We start from the raw sequence: 19,806 nt of genomic DNA, 5'->3' as shown, positions 1-19,806 counted from the left end.
CTACTCTCAGACGACACGGTAAAGCCCTGACCCGAAACCTGCGCTGCTGCCCCGCGATAATCTTGGGCAGGGTGATCTTCGAGGAATAACAATTGAATAAAATCTACTCGACCGCCGAATCAGCCCTGCGCGGCCTCGTCGAAGATGGCATGACCCTGGCGGTTGGCGGCTTTGGCCTGTGTGGTATTCCGGAAGCCTTGATCGCCGCGCTACGAGACAGCGGCAAGCGTGACTTGACCGTCATCAGCAACAACGCTGGCGTTGACGGCTTTGGCTTGGGTCAACTGCTCACCACCCGGCAGATCCGCAAAATGATCTCGTCCTACGTGGGCGAGAACAAAGAGTTCGAGCGTCAGTATCTGGCAGGCGAGCTGGAGCTTGAATTCACCCCTCAAGGAACACTGGCCGAAAAGCTGCGTGCAGGCGGCGCGGGCATTCCGGCGTTTTTCACCAAAACCGGTTACGGCACCCTGGTCGCCGAGGGCAAGGAAACCCGTGAGTTCGATGGCGAGTGGTTCGTGATGGAGCGCTCCCTGCGCGCCGACGTTGCCTTGGTCAAAGCCTGGAAGGCAGACAAGTCCGGCAATCTGGTGTTCAACAAGACCGCGCGCAACTTCAACCCGCTGGCAGCTATGGCCGCGAAAGTCTGTGTGGTCGAAGTCGAAGAAATCGTCGAGCTCGGCGAGCTGGACCCGGATCAGATTCACTTGCCGGGCATTTACGTGCAGCGTCTGGTGCTCAACGCCACGCCGGAAAAACGTATCGAACAACGCACTGTGCGGAGCGCCTGATCATGGCCTGGACTCGTGAAGAAATGGCGCAACGCGCTGCCCAAGAATTGCAGGACGGCTTCTACGTCAACCTCGGTATCGGCTTGCCGACGTTGGTCGCCAACTACATTCCCGAAGGCATGGACGTTTGGCTGCAAAGTGAAAATGGCCTGCTCGGTATCGGCCCGTTTCCGCGTGACAACGAAGTCGACCCTGACCTGATCAATGCGGGTAAACAGACCATCACTACCTTGCCCGGCAGCAGTTTTTTCAACAGCGCCGATTCGTTTGCGATGATCCGGGGCGGCCATATCAACCTGTCGATTCTTGGTGCCATGCAGGTTTCTGAAAAAGGTGACCTGGCTAACTGGATGATCCCCGGCAAGATGGTCAAGGGCATGGGCGGCGCCATGGACCTGGTGGCCGGGGTCAAACGTGTCGTCGTATTGATGGAACACACGGCCAAGGGCGGCGCCCATAAACTGTTGAAGAGCTGCGACCTGCCGTTGACCGGCGTTGGCGTGGTCGACCGGATCATTACCGACCTGGCCGTGCTGGATGTCACCGAGGCCGGTTTGAAACTGGTGGAAATTGCCCCGGGGGTGAGCCTGCAAGCGCTGCAGGATGCCACGGGGTGTCAGGTGATTTCCGATTGAAACATTCGGCGAGGCCGGTCAAGCACGCTCGGCTTAAAAGGTCGGTCCGGCGAACCTTGTCTTTGTGAATAATTCCCTATCCCCACCAGCCGTCTAAGCTATGACGACACTAATAAGATTGGGGAATGCGCAATGAGGGGTTTGCTGAAACAAGCTGTAATGGGCGGGTTGTTATGCCTGTGCTTCAGCCATGCCTGGGCGGCAGCTGAAACGGCCGATGATGGGCAGGCGGCCAAGGCCTTGCTGGTTAAGGCGCTGGCTCGATACCACGATCAGGGCGATAAGGCATTTGCCGAGTTCAGCCGTCAGGGGGAGTTCGTCAAGGGGGAACTCTATGTCTATGTGGTCGATACCAACGGCGTGATGTTGGCCAGTGGCGGACCTTCCGTGGCACTGATCGGGCGTGACGTGTCCGATTTGCTGGGGCCGGATTTGCAAAAAGCCTTCAAGCAAGGCCTGGCGGCACCGCAAACCGAGGGCATCCAGCAGACCGAATACCGCTGGCAGAACTGGAGCGATGGCAAGGTCGAGCGCAAGCACGTGTACTACCAGCGCGTGGGCGACCGGATTCTCGCAGTCGGTTATTACCTGCCACGCGCATCGTCCGAGCAGGCCAAAGCCCTGCTGGACAAAGCCTCCGCTGAACTGGCCAAGGATGAACAGGGCACCCTCAGCGCTATCAACAGCTTGAAAGGCGGGTTCCTTCACGATGATCTCTATGTGTTCGTGGTCGATCTGAATAACCAGCGCTATGCAGCCCACGGCACCAATCTGCGGCTGATCAATACGGACTTCAGCAAGGTCAAAGACCCTGAAGGCAAGCCTGTGGGTGAGCCGATTCTGGCGTTGATCAAAAAACAGGATGAAGGCGAATACGCCTACCGTTGGCGCAACCCGGTGACCAACAAGGTAGAGAACAAGCACGCGTATGTGCGCAAGGTCGGCCACTATCTGGTCGCGGTGGGTTATTACAGCCTATAACCTCATCGACCCCATCGCTTCGTCAGGCCGCCGCGAGTCAGCGACCTGACGAAGCCGTTTCAGACGTCTTTGTCCCCGCGTCCGCGCAGCAGGTTGTCAGGCATCGCCAGTGCGGCGGCCAGACCTAACAGCGAAATCCCCGCGCTGACCATCAGCAAATGCCGGAATGTCAGGAGCAATTCCCCCCGCAAGTGTTGTTGCGCCGGTCCGCTGGCGGCATTCAGGCCGTCCATCAATACGTTGCCCGAACTGCCTTCGGCCCCCATGGAAGTGCCGCTGAGCTGTGCGAGGCCGGACCGTTGCAGCATTGCCAGGAGCAACGCCGACATCAGCGCCACACCGACTGCGCCACCCAGTGAGCGGAACAGGTTGGTGGTGCTGGTGGCGACGCCCATGTCTTGCTGCGCCACCGAATTTTGAGTGCCGACCAGCGACGTGGGGAACTGCAGGCCGCTGGCAAAACCGGTCAGCAGCATGAATACACTGCTGAGCAGCGCTGCTTGCGGCGGGGTGTAGGCCATGCCCAGGATGGCAAGGGGCATCAACAGTGCTCCGATGAGAATCATCGGTTTGTAGCGCCCGGTCATTGAGGTGCGCCGGCCGGCGAAATACGCGCCGATGGGCATGCCGATGGCCAATGGCATCAGGTGCAGGGCTGCGCTGTCGGCACCGCCGCCGGTCACGGTCTGGAAGCGCAGCGGCAGCAGCACGATCAGGGAGATGGCCTGGAAGCTGGTGAAGAACATCGTGCACCAGCACAGCACCGCGTTGCGATTGGCAAACAGGTGCATCGGCAGCAGGGGTTCCTGGGTGCGATGCTCGTACCCGACAAACGTGATCAGGGCCAAGAGCGCGATCCCCAGCAACATGAGTACCTGGCTGTCGCGCCAGTCATGGCCCTGGCCGATTTCGGTAATGCCCAGCAACAGCGCACTCAGGCCGATGATCATCAGCAGCGTGCCGAGGTAGTCGATGATCGGCTTGCGTTGTGGAATAGGCAGCCCGACCAGCCTGCGGTGGGCGATCCACAAGGCACCGATGCCCAGGGGCAGATTGATCAGGAATACCCAGCGCCACGACAGGTATTGGGTCATGAAACCGCCAAGTACCGGCCCGGCCACGCTCGCCAGCGCGTACATGCCGCTGAAGTAACCTTGATAGCGACCACGTTCGCGAGGCGGGATGATGTCGCCAATGATCGCCTGGCTGACCGAAACCATGCCGCCCGCGCCGATGCCCTGAAGGACCCGCGCCAGCACCAGTTGCTCCATGCTTTGGGCCACGCCGCAGAACAATGAGGCCAGGGTGAACATCCCCAGACCAAACAGCATCAGGCGTCGCCGTCCATACAGATCGCCGAGCTTGCCATAAATCGGTACCGCAACAGTCATCGCCACCATATAGGCGGAGATCACCCACGCGAGCAGGTCGAAATCGTTGAATTGTGCAGAGATCGCCGGCATCGAGACCGCAACAATGGTCTGATCCAGTGCGCTGAGAAAGACCGCCATCATCAGCGCGAATAACACGCCTCGGATTGCAGGTTTAGGTTGGTTGAGACTGGTCAAGTAGGGGCTCAACTAGCAGTGACCTCGCCGTAAAAGTCGGCAGGACAGGGTAGGCTAGTCTAGACCGATAGCAGGCTACTCGATAGGGTCATATGCATGCTGGACTGAATAACAAACTGCAACTCAGGATCAGAGGTTTTCATCCCAATCCGGCTCTGCCTTGAACCGGTCGACGAGGAAATACAACAAGCTGCGCAAGGGGGTGGGCATGTGCTTGCGTGAGGCGTACACCGCATACAGGGTCAGGTCCAGGGGCCGTGCCTCGGGTAATAGCCGGATCAGCTCACCGTTGCGCAGAAACGGGCTGGCCAGGTACGACGGCAGCATTGCCACGCCGGCTCCAGCCATGGTTGCACGCATCAGGGCGGTGGCTTCGTTGCCGCTGATGTTGCCGTGTATAGGCACAGCAACCTGCTCGCCATCCTGCTCGAAATGCCACAGGCTTTTACCGAAATAGGAATGTGTCAGGCAATTATGCTCGCTGAGGTCTTCCACTCGCAGTGGCGAGGGATGTTCGCGCAAGTAGCCCGCTGACGCGCAGATCACTGAGCGACAGACCGTCAGGCGCCGCGCAATCAGATTCGGGTCCAGGTCATTGCTGGCTCGAATGGCCAGATCAATGCGCTCGTCGATCAGATTCACCGTGCGGTCCAGGGCCTGCATGTCGATGCTCACGCTGGGGTGCCGTTTAACGAAGTCGCTGACCGCATCGGCCATTTGTGCGTGACCGAAAGACGTGCTGACGCTGATGCGTAAAGCGCCGCGCAGCGTATCGGCCGGAACGCTGACAGCCGCCTGCATATCGGCCGACAGCTCTAATAACTGTCGGCAGCGAGGCAGGGTTTCGTTGCCTGCGGCGGTGAGGCTCAGTTTGCGTGTGGTCCGGTGCATCAGGCGTGCGCCGATCCAGTCTTCCAGCTCGGCCAGGTAGCGTGAAATCACGGGCCTCGACATGTCCAGATGGTCCGCTGCTGCCGACTGGCTGCCCCTGTCCACCACCGTCACAAACACCCGCATTGCGATTAGCCGGTCCATGATTTGCCCGATTTTAGAAACAAACTATGCTCAAGCATCGCATTTTTTGTACTGAGTCGCGCAACTAAGCTCTGTTCAGTCCCTTACCTTCGGAGAATCACCATGAGCAAAATCGCAATTATCGGTGCCACCGGCCGTGCCGGAAGTCAGTTGTTAGAAGAAGCCCTGCGCCGTGGTCACAGCGTGACGGCTATTGCTCGGGACACTTCCTCTCTTGCCGGACGTGCGGGCGTGGTCTGCAAAAATCTGGATGTCAGCGATGCCAAGGCCTATGCCGATGCAGTCGCCGGGCATGACGTGGTGATCAGTGCGACGCATTTTTCCAGCGTGTCGGCCAGCGCCACCATCGAACCGGTGAAGCAGGCTGGGGTTCCCCGTCTGTTGGTGGTCGGCGGGGCAGGCAGTCTGTTCGTCGCGCCGGGTCTGCGGGTGATCGATACGCCAAACTTCCCTGAAGAGTACAAAGCCGAAGCCGGCGCGGGTGTGGCGTTTCTGGAGACGCTAAGTCAGGAAAAGTCGCTGGACTGGACCTTTCTTTCGCCGTCGGCGGAGTTCTTCGAAGGTGAACGCACCGGTGCATTTCGTCTGGGTAAAGACGATTTGCTGGTCAGTGCCGCCGGTAAAAGTTCGATCAGTTTTGCCGACTACGCCATCGCCATGCTCGATGAAGTCGAGCAGCACGCGCACCCGCGCCAGCGCTTTACAGTCGGCTATTGAGCATCAGTTATTGACTGGCGCGCTCGGCCGCCTGGACGAGCAGCCAGTCGATCAGTTCGCGTAACTCGGGCGATGGGTCGGAGCGTTCGGGATACACCAGGTAATACGCGGCACCGGTGCGCACTTTGAGGTCGAAGGGCGCCACCAGCCGTCCGGCGCTGAGGTCCTCACCGATCAAGGCCCAATCGCCGATGGCCACGCCTGTTCCTTGTGATGCGACCGACATGGCGAGGTCAAGTGTGTCGAAATGCTGGCCCTTGGCGATATTGCTGACGGTTGCTCCGGCGACCTTGAGCCAGCTTTCCCAATCACGCTGGTCGCGAGTCGGGTGCAGCAGCATGTGCTGCTCCAGATCGGCCAGGGTCTTGAGCGGTATCGGCCCGGCCAGCAGTTGCTGAGAACAGACCGGGGTCAATTGCTCATCGAACAGATGATGTGCCGCCACCGAATTGGCCGGCGGCGCCCCGTATACCACGGCTGCATCGAACTCTTCGCGGCGGAAATCCACGGCATGCTGCACGGTGGTGGTCAGCTCGACCGGCACATCCGGGCGCTCTTTCTGCCACTGCAACAAACGCGGCAGCAGCCAACGCATCATGCACGTCGGGGCCTTGAGTCGCAGGGTTTCGCGTTTCGCGCCGACGTGTTCGACCGCTTCGTCGATCAGCGAAAACACTTTCTGAATCCGTGGAAACAGCTCGCGCCCTTGGGCGGTCAGGCTCAGCCCGCGCGCCTGGCGCTGGAACAACGTATAGCCCAGATGACTTTCCAGCCCCGAGATCTGCCGGCTCACCGCGCCTTGGGTGATGTGCAGCAGTTCTGCGGCCCGCGTGAAGTTGCAGCACTGGGCTGTAATCAGAAAAGTATGCAGGGCAGGTAAGGGCGGCAGGCGTTTCATCGGGGCTCAGGCATGAATAGAGGACATGCCTAGCATGACATTTTTTGCGTTGTCACAGCTACGGCATGACGGGTCCAATTGGGCCTCATCTGTAGCGTGTCTGGCAGGCCTGAGCGCCGTGACAACGTGCAGTTCCCGAATAAAAGAAAGGCAGACGAACATGGCAACGTGCGGCGAAGTATTGGTCAAATTGCTCGAGGGCTACGGCGTCGAGCAGGTCTTCGGCATCCCGGGTGTGCACACCGTCGAGCTCTATCGCGGGCTTGCAGGTTCGTTGATCAACCATGTCACGCCGCGTCATGAACAAGGCGCCGGCTTCATGGCCGACGGTTATGCCCGCACCAGCGGCAAGCCGGGTGTGTGTTTCATCATCACCGGTCCTGGCATGACCAACATCACCACGGCCATGGGCCAGGCCTACGCTGACTCGATTCCGATGTTGGTGATTTCCAGTGTGCAGTCGCGCAGCCAGTTGGGCGGTGGGCGCGGCAAGTTGCATGAGCTGCCATCGCAGAGCAATCTGGTCGCGGGCGTTGCTGCGTTCTCCCACACGTTGATGTCGGCGTCGGAGTTGCCGGCGGTGCTGGCTCGCGCGTTTGCGTTGTTTCAGGCCGGTCGTCCACGGCCGGTGCACATCGAAATCCCCCTCGATGTACTGGTAGAAAATGCCGATGCGTTGCTCGCCAGCGAACCTGTGAGTGTCAGCCGTGCCGGTGCGGCGCCCGAGGCCATCGCGCAAATGGTCAGTCTGCTGGCGGCGGCCAAACGGCCACTGATTCTGGCCGGTGGCGGCGCCATCGATGCCGCGCCTGCGCTGGCACGGCTTGCTGAGCAGTTGGAAGCCCCGGTAGCGCTGACCATCAATGCCAAGGGCATGCTGCCATCGCGTCACCCGCTGTTGATCGGCTCAACCCAATCGCTGGTGGCGACGCGCGCGCTGGTGGCTGAGGCCGATGTGGTGTTGGCCATCGGCACTGAACTGGCCGAAACCGATTACGACATCACCTTCGCCGGTGGTTTCGAGATCCCGGGTGCGTTGCTGCGCATTGATATCGACCCTGATCAGACCGTACGCAACTATGCACCGCAGGTGGCGCTGGTCTCCGATGCCTGCACGGCCGTGCAAGCCTTGTTGGCCGGGCTTTGCAACAAAGAACTGGCTCCACGCCGAGCGGACTGGGGCCACACGCGCGCCGCTGCGTTGCGCGAAACCCTGGCGACCACCTGGGACGACGCCACTCGCGGGCAGACTGTCTTTTTGCAGACGGTGCTCGACGTGTTACCCGATGCAGTGCTGGTCGGCGACTCGACTCAACCCGTCTACACCGGCAATTTGACCCTGAACCTGGAGCAGCCGCGTCGCTGGTTCAACTCATCGACCGGTTACGGCACCCTCGGTTACGCCTTGCCTGCCGCGATTGGCGCCTGGCTGGGACGCGCTTCCGAGGACAGCGGCCGTGGCGCCGTGGTGTGCCTGATCGGTGATGGTGGTTTGCAATTCACCCTCTCGGAACTGGCCAGCGCCGTGGAAGCGCGTACGCCGATCATCGTCCTGCTCTGGAATAACCAGGGCTACGAGGAAATCAAAAAATACATGGTCAACCGCTCGATTGAACCCGTGGGCGTCGACATTTATACCCCTGACTTTATCGGTGTTGCCAAAGCCCTGGGCTGTGCGGCGGAGCCCGTGTCGGGTGTCGAGGAGCTGAAAGCGGCATTGCGAAAAGCGGGCGACCGCCAAGGCCCGACCTTGATTGAAATCGACCAGACCCTCTGGATGAACGGAATGAAAGCATGCTGAACGCTCAAGCGAACCTGAATCACACCCCCCTTGCAGGCCTCTACATTGACGGCCAATGGTTGTCTGGCAGTGAGCAACTGACGGTGATCAACCCGGCCACCGAAGCGCCGCTGGCGACGGTGGCTGGTGGCGATGCCAAGGACGTCGAATACGCCGTGCAAGCAGCGCGTCAGGCATTCCCGGCCTGGTCAAAGACCTCCGGAGCGGCCCGTGGTGTGCTGTTGCGCAAAATCGTCAGCGGGGTGCAGGAACGACGCGAGCGACTGATTGAGCTGCAATCGCGCAACAACGGTAAGCCGCTGTTTGAGGCCGCAATCGATGTCGATGATGTCATCGCCACATTCGACTATTACGCCAGCCTGGCCGAAGCGCTGGACGGGCAGCAAGACAGCACCGTGACGCTACCCAGCGAAGACTTCGCGGCGCGTCTACGACGTGAACCCTGTGGCGTCGTCGGGTTGATCGTGCCGTGGAACTTCCCGATGGTCACCACTGCCTGGAAGCTGGCCCCCGCCTTGGCTGCTGGCTGTTGCGTGGTATTGAAACCGTCGGAAGTCACGCCGCTGCCGGAGCTCGAACTGGCGGACATCATTGCTCAAAGCGGTCTGCCCGCCGGGGTGTTCAACCTGGTCTGCGGGACCGGGCTGGCAGTCGGTGCGCCACTGGCGGCGCACCCTGACGTAGCGAAAATCTCGTTCACCGGCAGCACTGCGGTGGGGGTTCAGGTCATGCAGCGCGCCGCTGAAACGATCAAGGGCGTGAGCCTGGAGCTGGGCGGTAAGTCTTCGCTGCTGGTGCTGGCCGATGCCGATCTTGATCTGGCAGTGGAACTGGCCAGCGGTGGTGGATTCTTCAATGCCGGGCAGATGTGTTCAGCCACCAGTCGTGTGCTGGTGGCCGATGAATTGGCCGATGCATTCCTCGAAAGACTCAAGGCACGCGCCGAAGCCATCCGCGTGGCCGATCCCTTCGAGCCTGAAGTCGAGATGGGCGCACTGGTCAATCAGGCGCAATACCAACGGGTGCTCGGGCATATCGCGCGGGGTGTGAACGACGGCGCACGCCTGGTGTGCGGCGGTAAGCGGCCTGCGGATCTGCCTCGCGGATATTTTATACAGCCCACGGTGTTCACCGATGTGCCCCTGGACAGTGCGTTATGGCGCGAAGAGATTTTCGGCCCGGTGCTGTGCGTGCGCCGTTTCGCCACGGAAGACGAGGCCATCGCCTTGGCTAACGACAGCGAATTCGGTCTGGTGGCCAGTGTGGTCAGTCGAGATCCGGGCACGGCTGATCGTGTCGCCAATGCACTGCAAGCAGGCCTGGTATGGATCAACGCGCCCCAGGTGATTTTTCCGCAGGCCGCGTGGGGCGGTTACAAGCAGAGCAGCATCGGTCGCGAGCTGGGGCCGTGGGGGTTGCAGGCTTTTCAGGAAATCAAACACGTCATCCGCGCCGCCTTTTAGCACCAAAGCAGCTCACGCATGCCTCCTGTGGAGGCATGCGTTTGGCACATGGCTTCAATGACAAATTTTCGATTGTTGCGTCTCAAGCCCCGCCTCAGGATGACCGTGTCGAATCAGCCACGGCCCCCGGAGCACGGGAGCTGTAGCGGGATCAACTGGCGCACTCAGCCTGGGGCGAAGCTGCGATCAATCCTCACTTTTAGAAAAACAAAAGGAGTCCGTCATGGGCGAGCATGATCTGAACAGAAGGCAATTCATCAAGACGGTGGGCGTTGCATCGGTCGCCGCGGCTGCGATGTCGATGCCCTTCATCCGGGCCAGTGCCAGTGACACCCGGTTCCAGGGAAAAACCCTGCGCTTGCTCACCTGGTCCGACGACACTGGCCTGGCGGCACTGCGCAATATCGCGGCCACCTTTGAAGCCAAAACCGGGGCCAAGGTTATTGCCGACCGCACTGGCAGCACCTCGGAAATGGTCGCTAAACTCAAGGCCGGTGGTGATCGTCCGCAATACGACATCATCACCCTCGCCGGTGTCGGTGCTGAAGGCTTGGCCGCTGCAGGCCTGCTGGAAAAACCCGACCTCAATCGCATCCCCAACATTGCCGACGTGCCTGAAAAGTACCGCACAGGCGCCAACGGTCACGGCATCGGCTATCTACTGTGGTGCAACAGCCTGGTCTATAGCACCCGCACCGTAAAAGAAGCGCCGGACAGCTACGCCGCACTGTGGGATCGGGATCTGGCACCGAATATTTTCCTGCCGCCGCCGAACTGGACCGAGGCCATGGACCTGATCATCATCGCCGCCAAACTGGCCGGTGGCGATGAGCACAACATCGAACCCGGCTTCAAGAAACTGGCAGAACTCAAGGACCGCGTAGTGACCCTGGGCGAGAACCCGAACCAGATTGCAGAGCTATTCCGCACGGGTTCGCTGGACATGGGTGGCCTGTATGCCCCGGCGTTCTTTCCGAAACAGATTCGCGATCCGGCCTACGGTCTGGGCGCTACCTTCGGTATGAAAGAAGGCTTCTACACCGACTTGATGCAGTCGGTCATGCCGAAAAATCGTCCGGGCGACACTGATCTGGCCTACGCCTTCATCAACCACTCTCTCGACCCGCTGGTCCAGGGCAAGATGGCTGAAGACATCTTCAACGGCCCGGTCAACGCCAAGGCAATCATCTCGGCAGAAGCGCGCAAGAGCCCGTACATCCTCACGCCAGAGCAGATTGCCGACAAAGCGATCATGCACGACAACGCTTTCCTGGCCACCGTTCACGATCAGTGGATTCGTCGTTACACGGAAATCTTCTCTTCCTGAGTTGCGAATCGCGGGCAAGCAAGCGCCGACATGCTCCTGTAGGAGCGGGCTTGCCCGCGATGCTGAATCCATCTCCAACGAGATCATCGCCATGGAACACCCTCCTTTGATCAGCTCGGCCGCCGCGCCCCCGGTACGCCGGGCTAAAACGTTTTCCCCCACGGCACGCGCCTGGCTTTTCCTCTCGCCGTCGATGCTGTTTCTCGCCGTGCTGATTGCCGCCAGCCTCCTGGTGTTGCGCATGAGCGTCGGCACCAAGGGCGCCGAATGGACCGGCTTCAGCCTTGCCAGCTACGCACAACTGGCTGAGCCGTATTACCTGAAGTCATTACTGCTGACCTTGCGCCTGGCGTTGTTCAGTGCAGTGATCGCGGTGGTGCTGGCGATTCCGGTGGCGTACACCATGTCGCGCTTGCAGTCGCCGTTGTTGCGTCGGGTGTTTCTCGCTGCCGTCCTCTTGCCGCTGCTGGTCAACCTGTTGCTGCAAAGCTACGGCTGGCTGGTGATTCTCGGCCCGGGCGGCATGCTCAATCAGGCATTGATGGGGCTGGGCATCATCACCCGTCCGGTGATGATGCTCTACAACCAGAATGGCGTGCTGATGGGCCTGGTGCAAACCGCTTTCCCATTGGCGGTATTGCCGATTGCCAGCGCCATGCGTGGTGTTTCGCGCAGCTATGAGGAAGCCGCCGCCACCTTGGGCGCCAGCCGTTTTCAAGTGTTTCGCCAAGTGGTGTTGCCGATGAGCCTGCCCGGCATCATCACCGGCGCCACACTGGTGTTCGCCTACAACGCCAGCAGTTTCGTCGTGCCGTTACTGCTCGGCGGTCGGCGGGTGCCCATGCTGGCGGTGATGGTCCACGACCAGATCGCGCCCCTGATGAACTGGCCAGCAGCCTCGGCGGCCGGTGTGGTGTTGATTGTCACCACCCTGGCGATCATGACCCTCTCTGAATACATCACCGGCCGTCGTCGCCGTCTGCTGGAGGCTTCGCAATGAGCAGCCCCTCGAAAAGCCGCTTGCGCTTTCAACCGATCCTGCCCGGAGACACCGGCCGCTTGGCGGGTGTTCTATCAGGCTTCATTCTGTTGCTGGCCGTGCTGCCGATTCTGACCATGATCGTCATGTCGTTCAGTGGTGCCTCGAACCTGGACTTTCCGCCCAGCAGCTACAGCCTGCAGTGGTACAAGGCCGCCTGGAATACCTTTGTTTCCCCCGATGCCAGTGATGTGTTGAGCCTTGGCAAAGCCATGACCACCAGCCTGTGGGTCGCGTGCCTGACCATGGTTCTGGCAACCCTGGTCGCGGTGCCTGCGTCCTACGCACTGACACGCTGCGAATTTCGCGGCAAGGGTGTGGCGCTGCAACTGATGTCGCTGCCGCTGGTGTTCCCCATGGTGGTGCTCGGCCTGGCGTTGCTGCTGATATTCGACAGCCTGCCGTTTCAGATGAACACCTCGCGGCTGGTTATTGCGCACGTGATTCTGGCGCTGCCGTTCGTGGTGAAAAACTGCACGGCGGCGATGATGTCAATCGGCAGCGAAGTCGAGGAGGCTGCGCAAATGCTCGGTGCCTCACCGTTGCGGGCCATTGTCGACGTGGTCGTCCCGTTGATGAAATCAGGGATTCTCGCCGGGATGCTGCTGGCGTTTATCGTCTCGTTCAACGAATTCACCGTGACCTACTTCCTCTACAACATTGACGTGATGACCGTGCCGATCTGGATGTACAGCCGCACCGTGTCATCGCTGGACCCGACCGTCTTTTCGTTTGCCGTGTTGATCGTGCTGATCGACTTCGTCCTGATTTGGGCGTTGGAGAAGCTGGTCGGTGAAGGTGGCGTTTCGTTCTAAATTTTTGAGGTTTAGGTAAATGACCGGATTAATCCTGGAAAACGTCGAGAAATTCTACGGCTCGGCCTGCGCGGTAACGGACGTCAATCTGCACCTGCCCGAAGGCAAACTGGTGTGCTTTCTCGGCCCCTCCGGCTGCGGCAAGACCACCTTGTTGCGCATGATCGCGGGCCTGGAAACCTTGAGCAGCGGCGAGATTCGTCTTGATGGCGAGGACGTGAGCCATACCCCGGCGCACCAGCGCAATTTCGGCATGGTGTTCCAGTCGCTGGCGCTGTTTCCGCACATGACGGTGGGGGAAAACATCGCGTACCCGTTGAAGCTGCGTGACGTGAGCAAGGCCGATCAGCAAGCGCGGGTCAAAGAATTGCTCGAGTTGATCCAGTTGCAGCAAATGGTTGATCGGCCAGTGGCCAAGCTCTCGGGCGGTCAGCGTCAGCGCGTGGCCATTGCGCGGGCGATTGCATCGCACCCCAAGCTTTTGCTGCTGGATGAGCCCTTGTCGGCACTCGATGCCAAGCTACGCGAGTCGATGCAGGTGGAGATCCGCCAGCTACAACAACGGCTGAATATCACCACTATCCTGGTGACTCATGATCAGCGCGAAGCCATGACCATGGCCGACATCGTGGTGGTACTGGGGCAGAATCGTGTGCAGCAGGTCGGCACGCCAATTGAGATCTATCGCAACCCGGCCAACGAGTTCGTCGCCGACTTTATCGGCTCGGGCAATATCTTTCCTGCGACCGCACTCGGCAACGGGCGCGTCGGCTTGCCCGGCGGTGAAGCGCTGGACGTGCCGATTTGCGCGAGCATTGAGGCGGGTGCCAAGATCAAAATGTTGGTGCGCCCGGAGGATCTGCAACTGTCGTTGCCGCTGCCGACCGCCGGCAATCGTCTGTTGGGCACCGTGACCTTCGTTCGCGATATAGGCGCGACCATCGAAACCACTATCGACTGCGCCGGTGTTTCGCTGACCGCACTGAGTACCCCGTGCCAGGGCTTCGGTCTGAGCATTGGCAATCCGGTGTCGATCACTATTCCTGCCGAGGCCTGCCGGGTACTGACGGCCTGAACGTGTATGACTGACCGCTGGCGGCCGGTTAAACGCGCTTGCGCAGCCGAGCCAGGTCGCGCAAGGGCGGCGCGCCGAACAGGCGGCTGTATTCGCGACTGAACTGCGAAGGGCTTTCATAGCCGACCCGATAACCGGCTGCCGAGGCGTCCAGCCCGTCGGCCAGCATCAACCGTCGGGCCTCCTGCAACCGCAGCTGCTTTTGGTACTGCAAGGGGCTCATGGCCGTCACCGACTTGAAGCGATGGTGCAGCGTTGACACGCTGAGGTTCACTTCACGCGCCAGATCTTCGATCCGCAAGGGTTGCTCGTAGTTGCTGTTGAGCCATTTTATCGCCTGCGTGACGCGATGCGTCTGGCTGTTGGAAATCGCGATTTCATACAGCTGATAGCCCTGCTGACTCCGTAACAGGCGGTAAAGGATCTCGCGCTGAATCAGCGGCGCGAGCATGGCAATGTCTTTTGGGGTGGACAGCAAGCGTGTCAGACGCAGCACTGCGTCGAGCAGTTGTGAATCAATGCGCTCGATATACAGCCCGCGTCCGGTCGGACGGGTCGGGACACTCATGGGGCCGGCTTCGGCGATCAGGGCATTGATGTGAGCGGGGTCGATGTCCAGACGCAGCGCCAGGTTCGGGTGCTCCTGCGTGGCATGCTGAATACGGCCACTGAGGGGCATCGCCACCGAGAGCACCAGATAATTCAGCGGGTCATAGGTGTAGCTTTCGTCACCCAGACGCACGTCCTTGCTGCCTTGGGCAAGGATGCACAGCGCCGGTTGCGCCAGCGTCGGAAACGATTGGACCGGATGATCGTAGCGAACCATGTACAGCGGCGCGATGGCAGTGGTGAAAATGCCATCTTCAGGCGCAAAGCGTCGAATGATATCGGCCAGCTCGGCACGCTGCTTTTCCATATCATCGTCCACCTGAACGCTGGGGGGCTCACTCTGTAACATGCCTCGAATCCTCTGATGGTCCACCGATGAGCACAGCCTATTTTTGTGCAAACAAAAGCGCTACCTGGATTCTGCTCGATGCTTGCCTGATTCTGTCGGCATGTACGCAGAGAGGTAGCAACTCCCGCCTATCAAGGCCTGAACTTGCTTGATGCTCCGTTGCTCGACAGGCGCGAAATTGTCGCGCTCAGGGTCAGGTGCAACAGGCAGCAAACACCCTGATGCAGTAATAGGCAATAACCGGGCAGAAACCGGCTAACGGCAAATTCCCCTATGGGCCTAATCTCGGGTGCTGTAGCGAGTTGCGCCGTGCCCCATAAAAGCTGTCCACCTCAGGAGTGCAGATCATGCCCAATCCAGGCCCCGTGAGCCACCTTGCCTTTGCCCGTGCCCGAACCGGATGCAGTGCACACCTGGGCGTGCGATTGAGTAGCCTGATCGACCCGACGTTGAAGGCTCCGGGTTGCCTGCACTTTGCGTTGCAGCAATCAATGTGCGACCCGGATTTGTGGTTGGTGTCCGGCCTATGGTCCAGCGAGCAGGCGATGAACGCTTACTTCTCGACACCTGAATTAAGCGTTTTCGCTGACGTGGTGCAGGAACTGGTGGTCAGCAGTCTGGATTTTCATACCTTTGCCACTGTGAGCGCGGCGCAGGCTAGCCAGATGCACGGTGTGGACACGACCATCGCCCTTCGGCCCGGCCTGCAAACGGTTTAGAATTGCCGCGTTTCCATCAACAGGCAGGATTAGCGGCATGGCACGTAAAGAACTCAAAGACGTCGAAGCGGTTTCCGCAGTCATGCCCGGTGAGGGCGGTTACGATGCGGCGATTGCCGTCAAAGCCCATGGTGCGGGTGGCGCGCCACGTTTTCATCGTGTGCTGAACGGGCAAAAATTCAAAACTGCGCATGAAGCCGACCAGGCCGCGACCGAGGTATTGGCCCGTCTGGTCGATGTCGATGTGGACGGCGAGTTGGTGTTTTAACCCGGTTTAAACGGTAGGCCGGTACATCTTGAACAGTGACTCCGGGCCCAGCTGGAAGTAATCGGCAGGGCCTCCTCCGCGCAAAATGGGCTCTGCGGCCGCAGTGTCGTAGATGCCGTCTTTCAACAGCGACTTGGCAATATGCACCGCCACCACTTCGCCAAGAATCAGCCAGCTCGGCACCAACTCTCTGTTTGCGCGTTGCAACTGCACGATCTGCGTGACCTTGCATTCGAACGACACCGGCGTCTCCAGCACGCGTGGCACCTTGATGATGCGCGATGCCACGGGGGTCAGGTTCGCCAACTCAAATTCATCAGTCCCCGGCGGCACGGCTGCGCAACTCTTGTTCATTGCTTCGGCCAATGGTCGGGTCGCCAGATTCCAGGCGAACTCACCCGTCTGCTCGATGTTATTCAGGCTGTCCTTACGACCGACACTGCAAAAGCCAATGATTGGCGGAATGTAGTTAAAAGCGTTGAAGAAACTGTAAGGCGCCAAGTTCAGATTGCCCTGAGCATCCTGGGATGAAATCCAGCCGATAGGACGCGGGCCGACGATGGCATTGAACGGGTCGTGGGGCAGGCGATGCCCTTGGGAAGGTTCGTAGAAATGGATATCGTCTGGCATGGCGGGATTCCTGATGACAACAGTTGCTTCGGGGAAGACTGCCATAGTGCAAGGCATCGACCCGCGTTTCCAGACTTTCATGCCGCGCAAAATTAAGCCCGGCATAAGCCGGGCTGGAAGGAGCAGTGTGAGCTGTTAGCTCACACGGTTTGCACCGACGTGATCAGCACCATCAGCAGCGACACGGTTTGCACCGACGTGGTCAGCGCCATCAGCGGCGACACGGTTTGCACCGACGTGGTCAGCACCGTCAGCAGCAACATGAGTAGCGCTAGTGTGAGCCGAACCATTTTCTGCAAAAGCGGGAAGAGCGAAAGCACTGCTGGCCAATACCGAGAACGCCAGGCCAACGATAAATTTTGAAGTTTTCATGATGTTTGCTCTGCGATGTTCGTGGGTTGTAAGTTGCTATGGCGTGAATGTTACGCCGCTCGGTTTCATTAAGAAGTCATTAAGGATGCTAGAGACTATCGTTGAAATTGATAGTACAAAAAAACTCAATAAAATCATTGTATTAAGATGATAGTTGGTGTTTTTTTAGGCTGCTTTCAGTGCACTTCAGGCGCGATTTTTTGGCGACATCAGGCGGAAAGCAGGCAGCGTTAGACTGCGCGTGGAATTATTATTCTGGCGGGGCGAAGTACGCATTTTTCATACCGTGATCACTTATTTTTCACCCGTGCAACAGTACAATTGGTGCCTTGTTTGGATGTCACTCCCTATAAAGGCTACTCAACTCCATGAATAAACTTCCTCAAATCACGCTCGCGTTTTGGGTCATGAAAATATGTGCAACCACCCTGGGAGAAACCGCTGGCGACCTGTTGTCGATGACGCTCAATGTCGGTTACGCCGTCAGTTCAATGATTTTGATCAGCGTTTTTTTGCTGACGTTGATCACGCAGTTGCGATCGAAAACCTATAACCCGGCGCTGTATTGGATCGTTATTCTGTCCACCAGTACTGCCGGCACAACCATGTCCGATTTCATGGACCGGACATTGGGGCTGGGGTATGCCTCCGGCTCGATGATCCTGATCGCCATATTGATAGCGATCTTTGCCGCCTGGCGTTTGAGCGGCGACTCGTTGAACGTCAACAAGATCCGGACATTTCGGGGCGAGATGTTCTATTGGATGGCCATCCTGTTCTCCAACACCCTGGGCACGGCGCTGGGTGATTTTCTGGCAGACGACTCAGGGTTGGGCTTTGCCGGGGGAGCTTTGTTGATTGGTTCGACCATCGCGTTGGTGGTGTTGCTCAAGTTCTACACAAAGCTCTCGTCCGTCCTGCTGTTCTGGGTCGCGTTTGTATTGACTCGTCCTTTTGGTGCAACGGTGGGGGACTTCCTCACCAAATCTCACGAAAAGGGTGGCCTGGATTTCGGCACCGTGGGCTCATCATTGGTATTGGCAGGCATTCTGCTGGCGATGATCGTGGCGGCGTCCGTCTATAAGAACCGGGATATGCGTCAGGTCTCTGCCGAGCCTTCATAACCTCCATAAAAAATCAGGCCGGTATACGCGCGCAGAAACGCGCGCAGTAAAAAGGGGCGACCACTTCAAGTGGTCGCCCCTTTTTTTACTTCGTGTCCCGATCAAATATCGGCATTCACCCTCAGTCGGCATCAATCCGTGAGTGCTTGCGGGTGTCCTTCATGAACACGTAGACCAACAGTGAAACGGCAATGCAGGCGGTGACGTACCAGTAGTAGCCCGTCTCCATACCGATGCTTTTGAACCACAGCGCGATGTATTCAGCGGTGCCGCCGAAGACCGAAACGGTCAAGGCGTAAGGCAGGCCCACGCCCAGGGCGCGAATCTCGGTAGGAAACAGCTCGGCCTTCACCACGGCATTGATCGAGGTGTAGCCGCTGACAATAATCAGCGCCGCCATGATCAGGAAGAACGCGCCCCACCAGCTCTGGACGGTGTGCAGGGTGGTCAGGATTGGCACCGTGAACAGCGTACCCAGCACGCCGAACGCAATCAGGATCGGACGCCGACCGATTTTGTCCGACAGTGCGCCGACCAGGGGCTGGATGCACATGAACAGAAACAGGGTCGCCGCAGAAACGGTGGTGGAGTCGGAGATGCTCATGCCGACGGTGTTCACCAGATACTTCTGCATGTAGGTGGTGTAGGTGTAGAAGGCCAAGGTGCCGCCCATGGTCAGGCCGACCACCGTCATCAGTTCTTTCGGATGACGCATCAAGGTGCGCATCAGGCTTTCTTTTGGCTTCTCTTTTTTCTTGGTGAACGACTCGGTCTCTTCCATCCCGCGCCGCAGGTACAGCGCGACCACGGCACACAGCGCGCCGATCACGAATGGAATACGCCAGCCCCATGCGTACAGCTGCTCAGTGGTCAGGGTTTGCTGAAGGATGATCAGTACCGCCAGCGCGATGAGCTGACCGGAGATCAGCGTGACGTACTGGAAGCTGGAGAAGAAGCCGCGACGCTCTTTAGTGGCCATCTCGCTCAGGTACGTCGCCGAAGTGCCGTACTCGCCACCCACTGACAAGCCCTGCAGCAGGCGGGCGAATATCAGCAGAATCGGTGCGCCGACGCCGATGATCTCGTAACTCGGGGTCAAGGCAATGATCAGCGAGCCGAAGCACATCAACAGCACGGATATCATCAGTGCGGCTTTGCGTCCCTTGCGGTCGGCGTAAATGCCCATCAGCCAGCCGCCGATCGGGCGCATCAAAAAGCCCACGGCGAAGATCGCAGCGGTGTTGAGCAGTTGTGCAGTGGTGTCGCCCTGAGGGAAGAACGATTTGGCGAAGTACAGCGAGAACGCGGCGTAGACGTACCAGTCGTACCACTCGACCAGGTTGCCGACCGAGCCGCTGAAAATCGATTTCAGGCGACTGCCTGTGGTTTTTTCTTTGGTCGACGCGTCAGCCGACCCTTTAGACAGGGAGTTGGGGATGTCCATCACGGATCCTTTAAGTCATTGTTTTTAGTGGAGCACGCGCACGCGCAGCCTGGCAGTCCTATAGCAGGAGCTGTGCCAGGCCTGTGATGGCCGTTCTAGAGGGGTTTTGGTGATTTTTTAGGCGGGAATCCGCTCATTGGCGTGAT

19 protein-coding genes and 1 pseudogene are annotated in these 19,806 nt (G+C 59.1%); 13 read left to right on the top strand and 7 right to left on the bottom strand.

The features are described from left to right. Window positions 1-92 precede the first annotated feature (92 nt). From K0F75_RS12475 to K0F75_RS12465, 3 genes are all read left to right on the top strand, one after another. Window positions 93-791: a CoA transferase subunit A gene (locus K0F75_RS12475; protein ID WP_219062168.1), complete on the top strand. Its 699-nt coding sequence runs from the start codon at window positions 93-95 to the stop codon at window positions 789-791. Between the two features lie 2 nt (window positions 792-793). Then, window positions 794-1,426, top strand: coding sequence for a CoA transferase subunit B (locus K0F75_RS12470; protein WP_219062167.1), 633 nt, complete (start codon window positions 794-796; stop codon window positions 1,424-1,426). A 132-nt stretch (window positions 1,427-1,558) separates the two neighbouring features. Continuing rightward, complete coding sequence (locus K0F75_RS12465) at window positions 1,559-2,407, top strand: cache domain-containing protein (RefSeq protein ID WP_219062166.1); 849 nt, start codon at window positions 1,559-1,561, stop codon at window positions 2,405-2,407. A 59-nt stretch (window positions 2,408-2,466) separates the two neighbouring features. Here the strand turns inward: K0F75_RS12465 and K0F75_RS12460 are convergent, their stop codons facing one another. Both K0F75_RS12460 and K0F75_RS12455 read right to left on the bottom strand, forming a co-directional pair. Beyond that, a complete protein-coding gene (locus tag K0F75_RS12460; protein WP_219062165.1) occupies window positions 2,467-3,975 on the bottom strand; it encodes an MDR family MFS transporter in 1,509 nt (502 codons plus the stop codon). Between the two features lie 129 nt (window positions 3,976-4,104). Continuing rightward, complete coding sequence (locus K0F75_RS12455) at window positions 4,105-5,010, bottom strand: LysR family transcriptional regulator (protein ID WP_219062164.1); 906 nt, start codon at window positions 5,008-5,010, stop codon at window positions 4,105-4,107. Between the two features lie 102 nt (window positions 5,011-5,112). Here K0F75_RS12455 and K0F75_RS12450 point away from each other — a divergent pair, with 102 nt between their 5' ends. Further along, window positions 5,113-5,727: an NAD(P)-dependent oxidoreductase gene (locus K0F75_RS12450; protein ID WP_219062163.1), complete on the top strand. Its 615-nt coding sequence runs from the start codon at window positions 5,113-5,115 to the stop codon at window positions 5,725-5,727. A gap of 7 nt (window positions 5,728-5,734) precedes the next feature. Here the strand turns inward: K0F75_RS12450 and K0F75_RS12445 are convergent, their stop codons facing one another. Further along, window positions 5,735-6,625: a LysR substrate-binding domain-containing protein gene (locus K0F75_RS12445; RefSeq protein ID WP_219062162.1), complete on the bottom strand. Its 891-nt coding sequence runs from the start codon at window positions 6,623-6,625 to the stop codon at window positions 5,735-5,737. Window positions 6,626-6,785: 160 nt separating this feature from the next. Between K0F75_RS12445 and K0F75_RS12440 the strand changes: the two genes are divergently transcribed. From K0F75_RS12440 to K0F75_RS12415, 6 genes are all read left to right on the top strand, one after another. Next, on the top strand, window positions 6,786-8,426 hold the full coding sequence (locus tag K0F75_RS12440) for a 5-guanidino-2-oxopentanoate decarboxylase (protein WP_219062161.1): 1,641 nt from the start codon (window positions 6,786-6,788) through the stop codon (window positions 8,424-8,426). Then, window positions 8,420-9,889: an aldehyde dehydrogenase family protein gene (locus K0F75_RS12435; protein ID WP_219062160.1), complete on the top strand. Its 1,470-nt coding sequence runs from the start codon at window positions 8,420-8,422 to the stop codon at window positions 9,887-9,889. Before K0F75_RS12440 ends, K0F75_RS12435 begins: the two co-directional genes overlap by 7 nt. A 223-nt stretch (window positions 9,890-10,112) precedes the next feature. After that, a complete protein-coding gene (locus tag K0F75_RS12430) occupies window positions 10,113-11,216 on the top strand; it encodes an ABC transporter substrate-binding protein (protein ID WP_219062159.1) in 1,104 nt (367 codons plus the stop codon). 91 nt (window positions 11,217-11,307) lie between these two features. Then, window positions 11,308-12,216: an ABC transporter permease gene (locus K0F75_RS12425; RefSeq protein ID WP_219062158.1), complete on the top strand. Its 909-nt coding sequence runs from the start codon at window positions 11,308-11,310 to the stop codon at window positions 12,214-12,216. Further along, a complete protein-coding gene (locus K0F75_RS12420; RefSeq protein ID WP_219062157.1) occupies window positions 12,213-13,070 on the top strand; it encodes an ABC transporter permease in 858 nt (285 codons plus the stop codon). The genes K0F75_RS12425 and K0F75_RS12420 overlap by 4 nt, the downstream gene beginning before the upstream one ends. A 19-nt stretch (window positions 13,071-13,089) precedes the next feature. Next, window positions 13,090-14,145 (top strand): ABC transporter ATP-binding protein, encoded by a 1,056-nt coding sequence (locus K0F75_RS12415; RefSeq protein WP_219062156.1) that lies wholly within the window; start codon window positions 13,090-13,092, stop codon window positions 14,143-14,145. Window positions 14,146-14,173: 28 nt separating this feature from the next. On the opposite strand, the gene K0F75_RS12410 is transcribed toward K0F75_RS12415, so the two are convergent. Next, entirely contained in the window at window positions 14,174-15,103 is a 930-nt protein-coding gene (locus K0F75_RS12410; protein ID WP_219062155.1) for an AraC family transcriptional regulator, read from the bottom strand. A 347-nt stretch (window positions 15,104-15,450) separates the two neighbouring features. On the opposite strand from K0F75_RS12410, the gene K0F75_RS12405 reads away from it, so the two are divergent. Both K0F75_RS12405 and K0F75_RS12400 read left to right on the top strand, forming a co-directional pair. Beyond that, window positions 15,451-15,822: a putative quinol monooxygenase gene (locus tag K0F75_RS12405; protein ID WP_219062154.1), complete on the top strand. Its 372-nt coding sequence runs from the start codon at window positions 15,451-15,453 to the stop codon at window positions 15,820-15,822. Window positions 15,823-15,859: 37 nt separating this feature from the next. Then, the gene (locus tag K0F75_RS12400; protein ID WP_219062153.1) at window positions 15,860-16,090 is read left to right on the top strand and encodes a hypothetical protein; all 231 of its coding nucleotides are present in this window, start codon (window positions 15,860-15,862) and stop codon (window positions 16,088-16,090) included. Between the two features lie 6 nt (window positions 16,091-16,096). On the opposite strand, the gene K0F75_RS12395 is transcribed toward K0F75_RS12400, so the two are convergent. Together K0F75_RS12395 and K0F75_RS26055 are read right to left on the bottom strand one after the other, a co-directional pair. Then, window positions 16,097-16,720, bottom strand: coding sequence for a flavin reductase family protein (locus K0F75_RS12395; protein WP_219062152.1), 624 nt, complete (start codon window positions 16,718-16,720; stop codon window positions 16,097-16,099). Between the two features lie 144 nt (window positions 16,721-16,864). Continuing rightward, window positions 16,865-17,092: pseudogene (locus K0F75_RS26055) on the bottom strand (hypothetical protein); the annotation flags it as partial. Window positions 17,093-17,460: 368 nt separating this feature from the next. Here K0F75_RS26055 and K0F75_RS12385 point away from each other — a divergent pair. Further along, on the top strand, window positions 17,461-18,216 hold the full coding sequence (locus K0F75_RS12385; protein ID WP_219062150.1) for a hypothetical protein: 756 nt from the start codon (window positions 17,461-17,463) through the stop codon (window positions 18,214-18,216). A gap of 121 nt (window positions 18,217-18,337) precedes the next feature. Here the strand turns inward: K0F75_RS12385 and K0F75_RS12380 are convergent, their stop codons facing one another. Further along, on the bottom strand, window positions 18,338-19,660 hold the full coding sequence (locus tag K0F75_RS12380; RefSeq protein ID WP_219062149.1) for an MFS transporter: 1,323 nt from the start codon (window positions 19,658-19,660) through the stop codon (window positions 18,338-18,340). Window positions 19,661-19,806 lie beyond the last annotated feature (146 nt).

The sequence above is a fragment of the Pseudomonas sp. UMAB-08 genome, assembly GCF_900095225.1.
GTDB lineage: Bacteria > Pseudomonadota > Gammaproteobacteria > Pseudomonadales > Pseudomonadaceae > Aquipseudomonas.
Note: the sequence above shows the minus strand (reverse complement) of the source record. Positions and strands in the feature narration are given on the sequence as shown.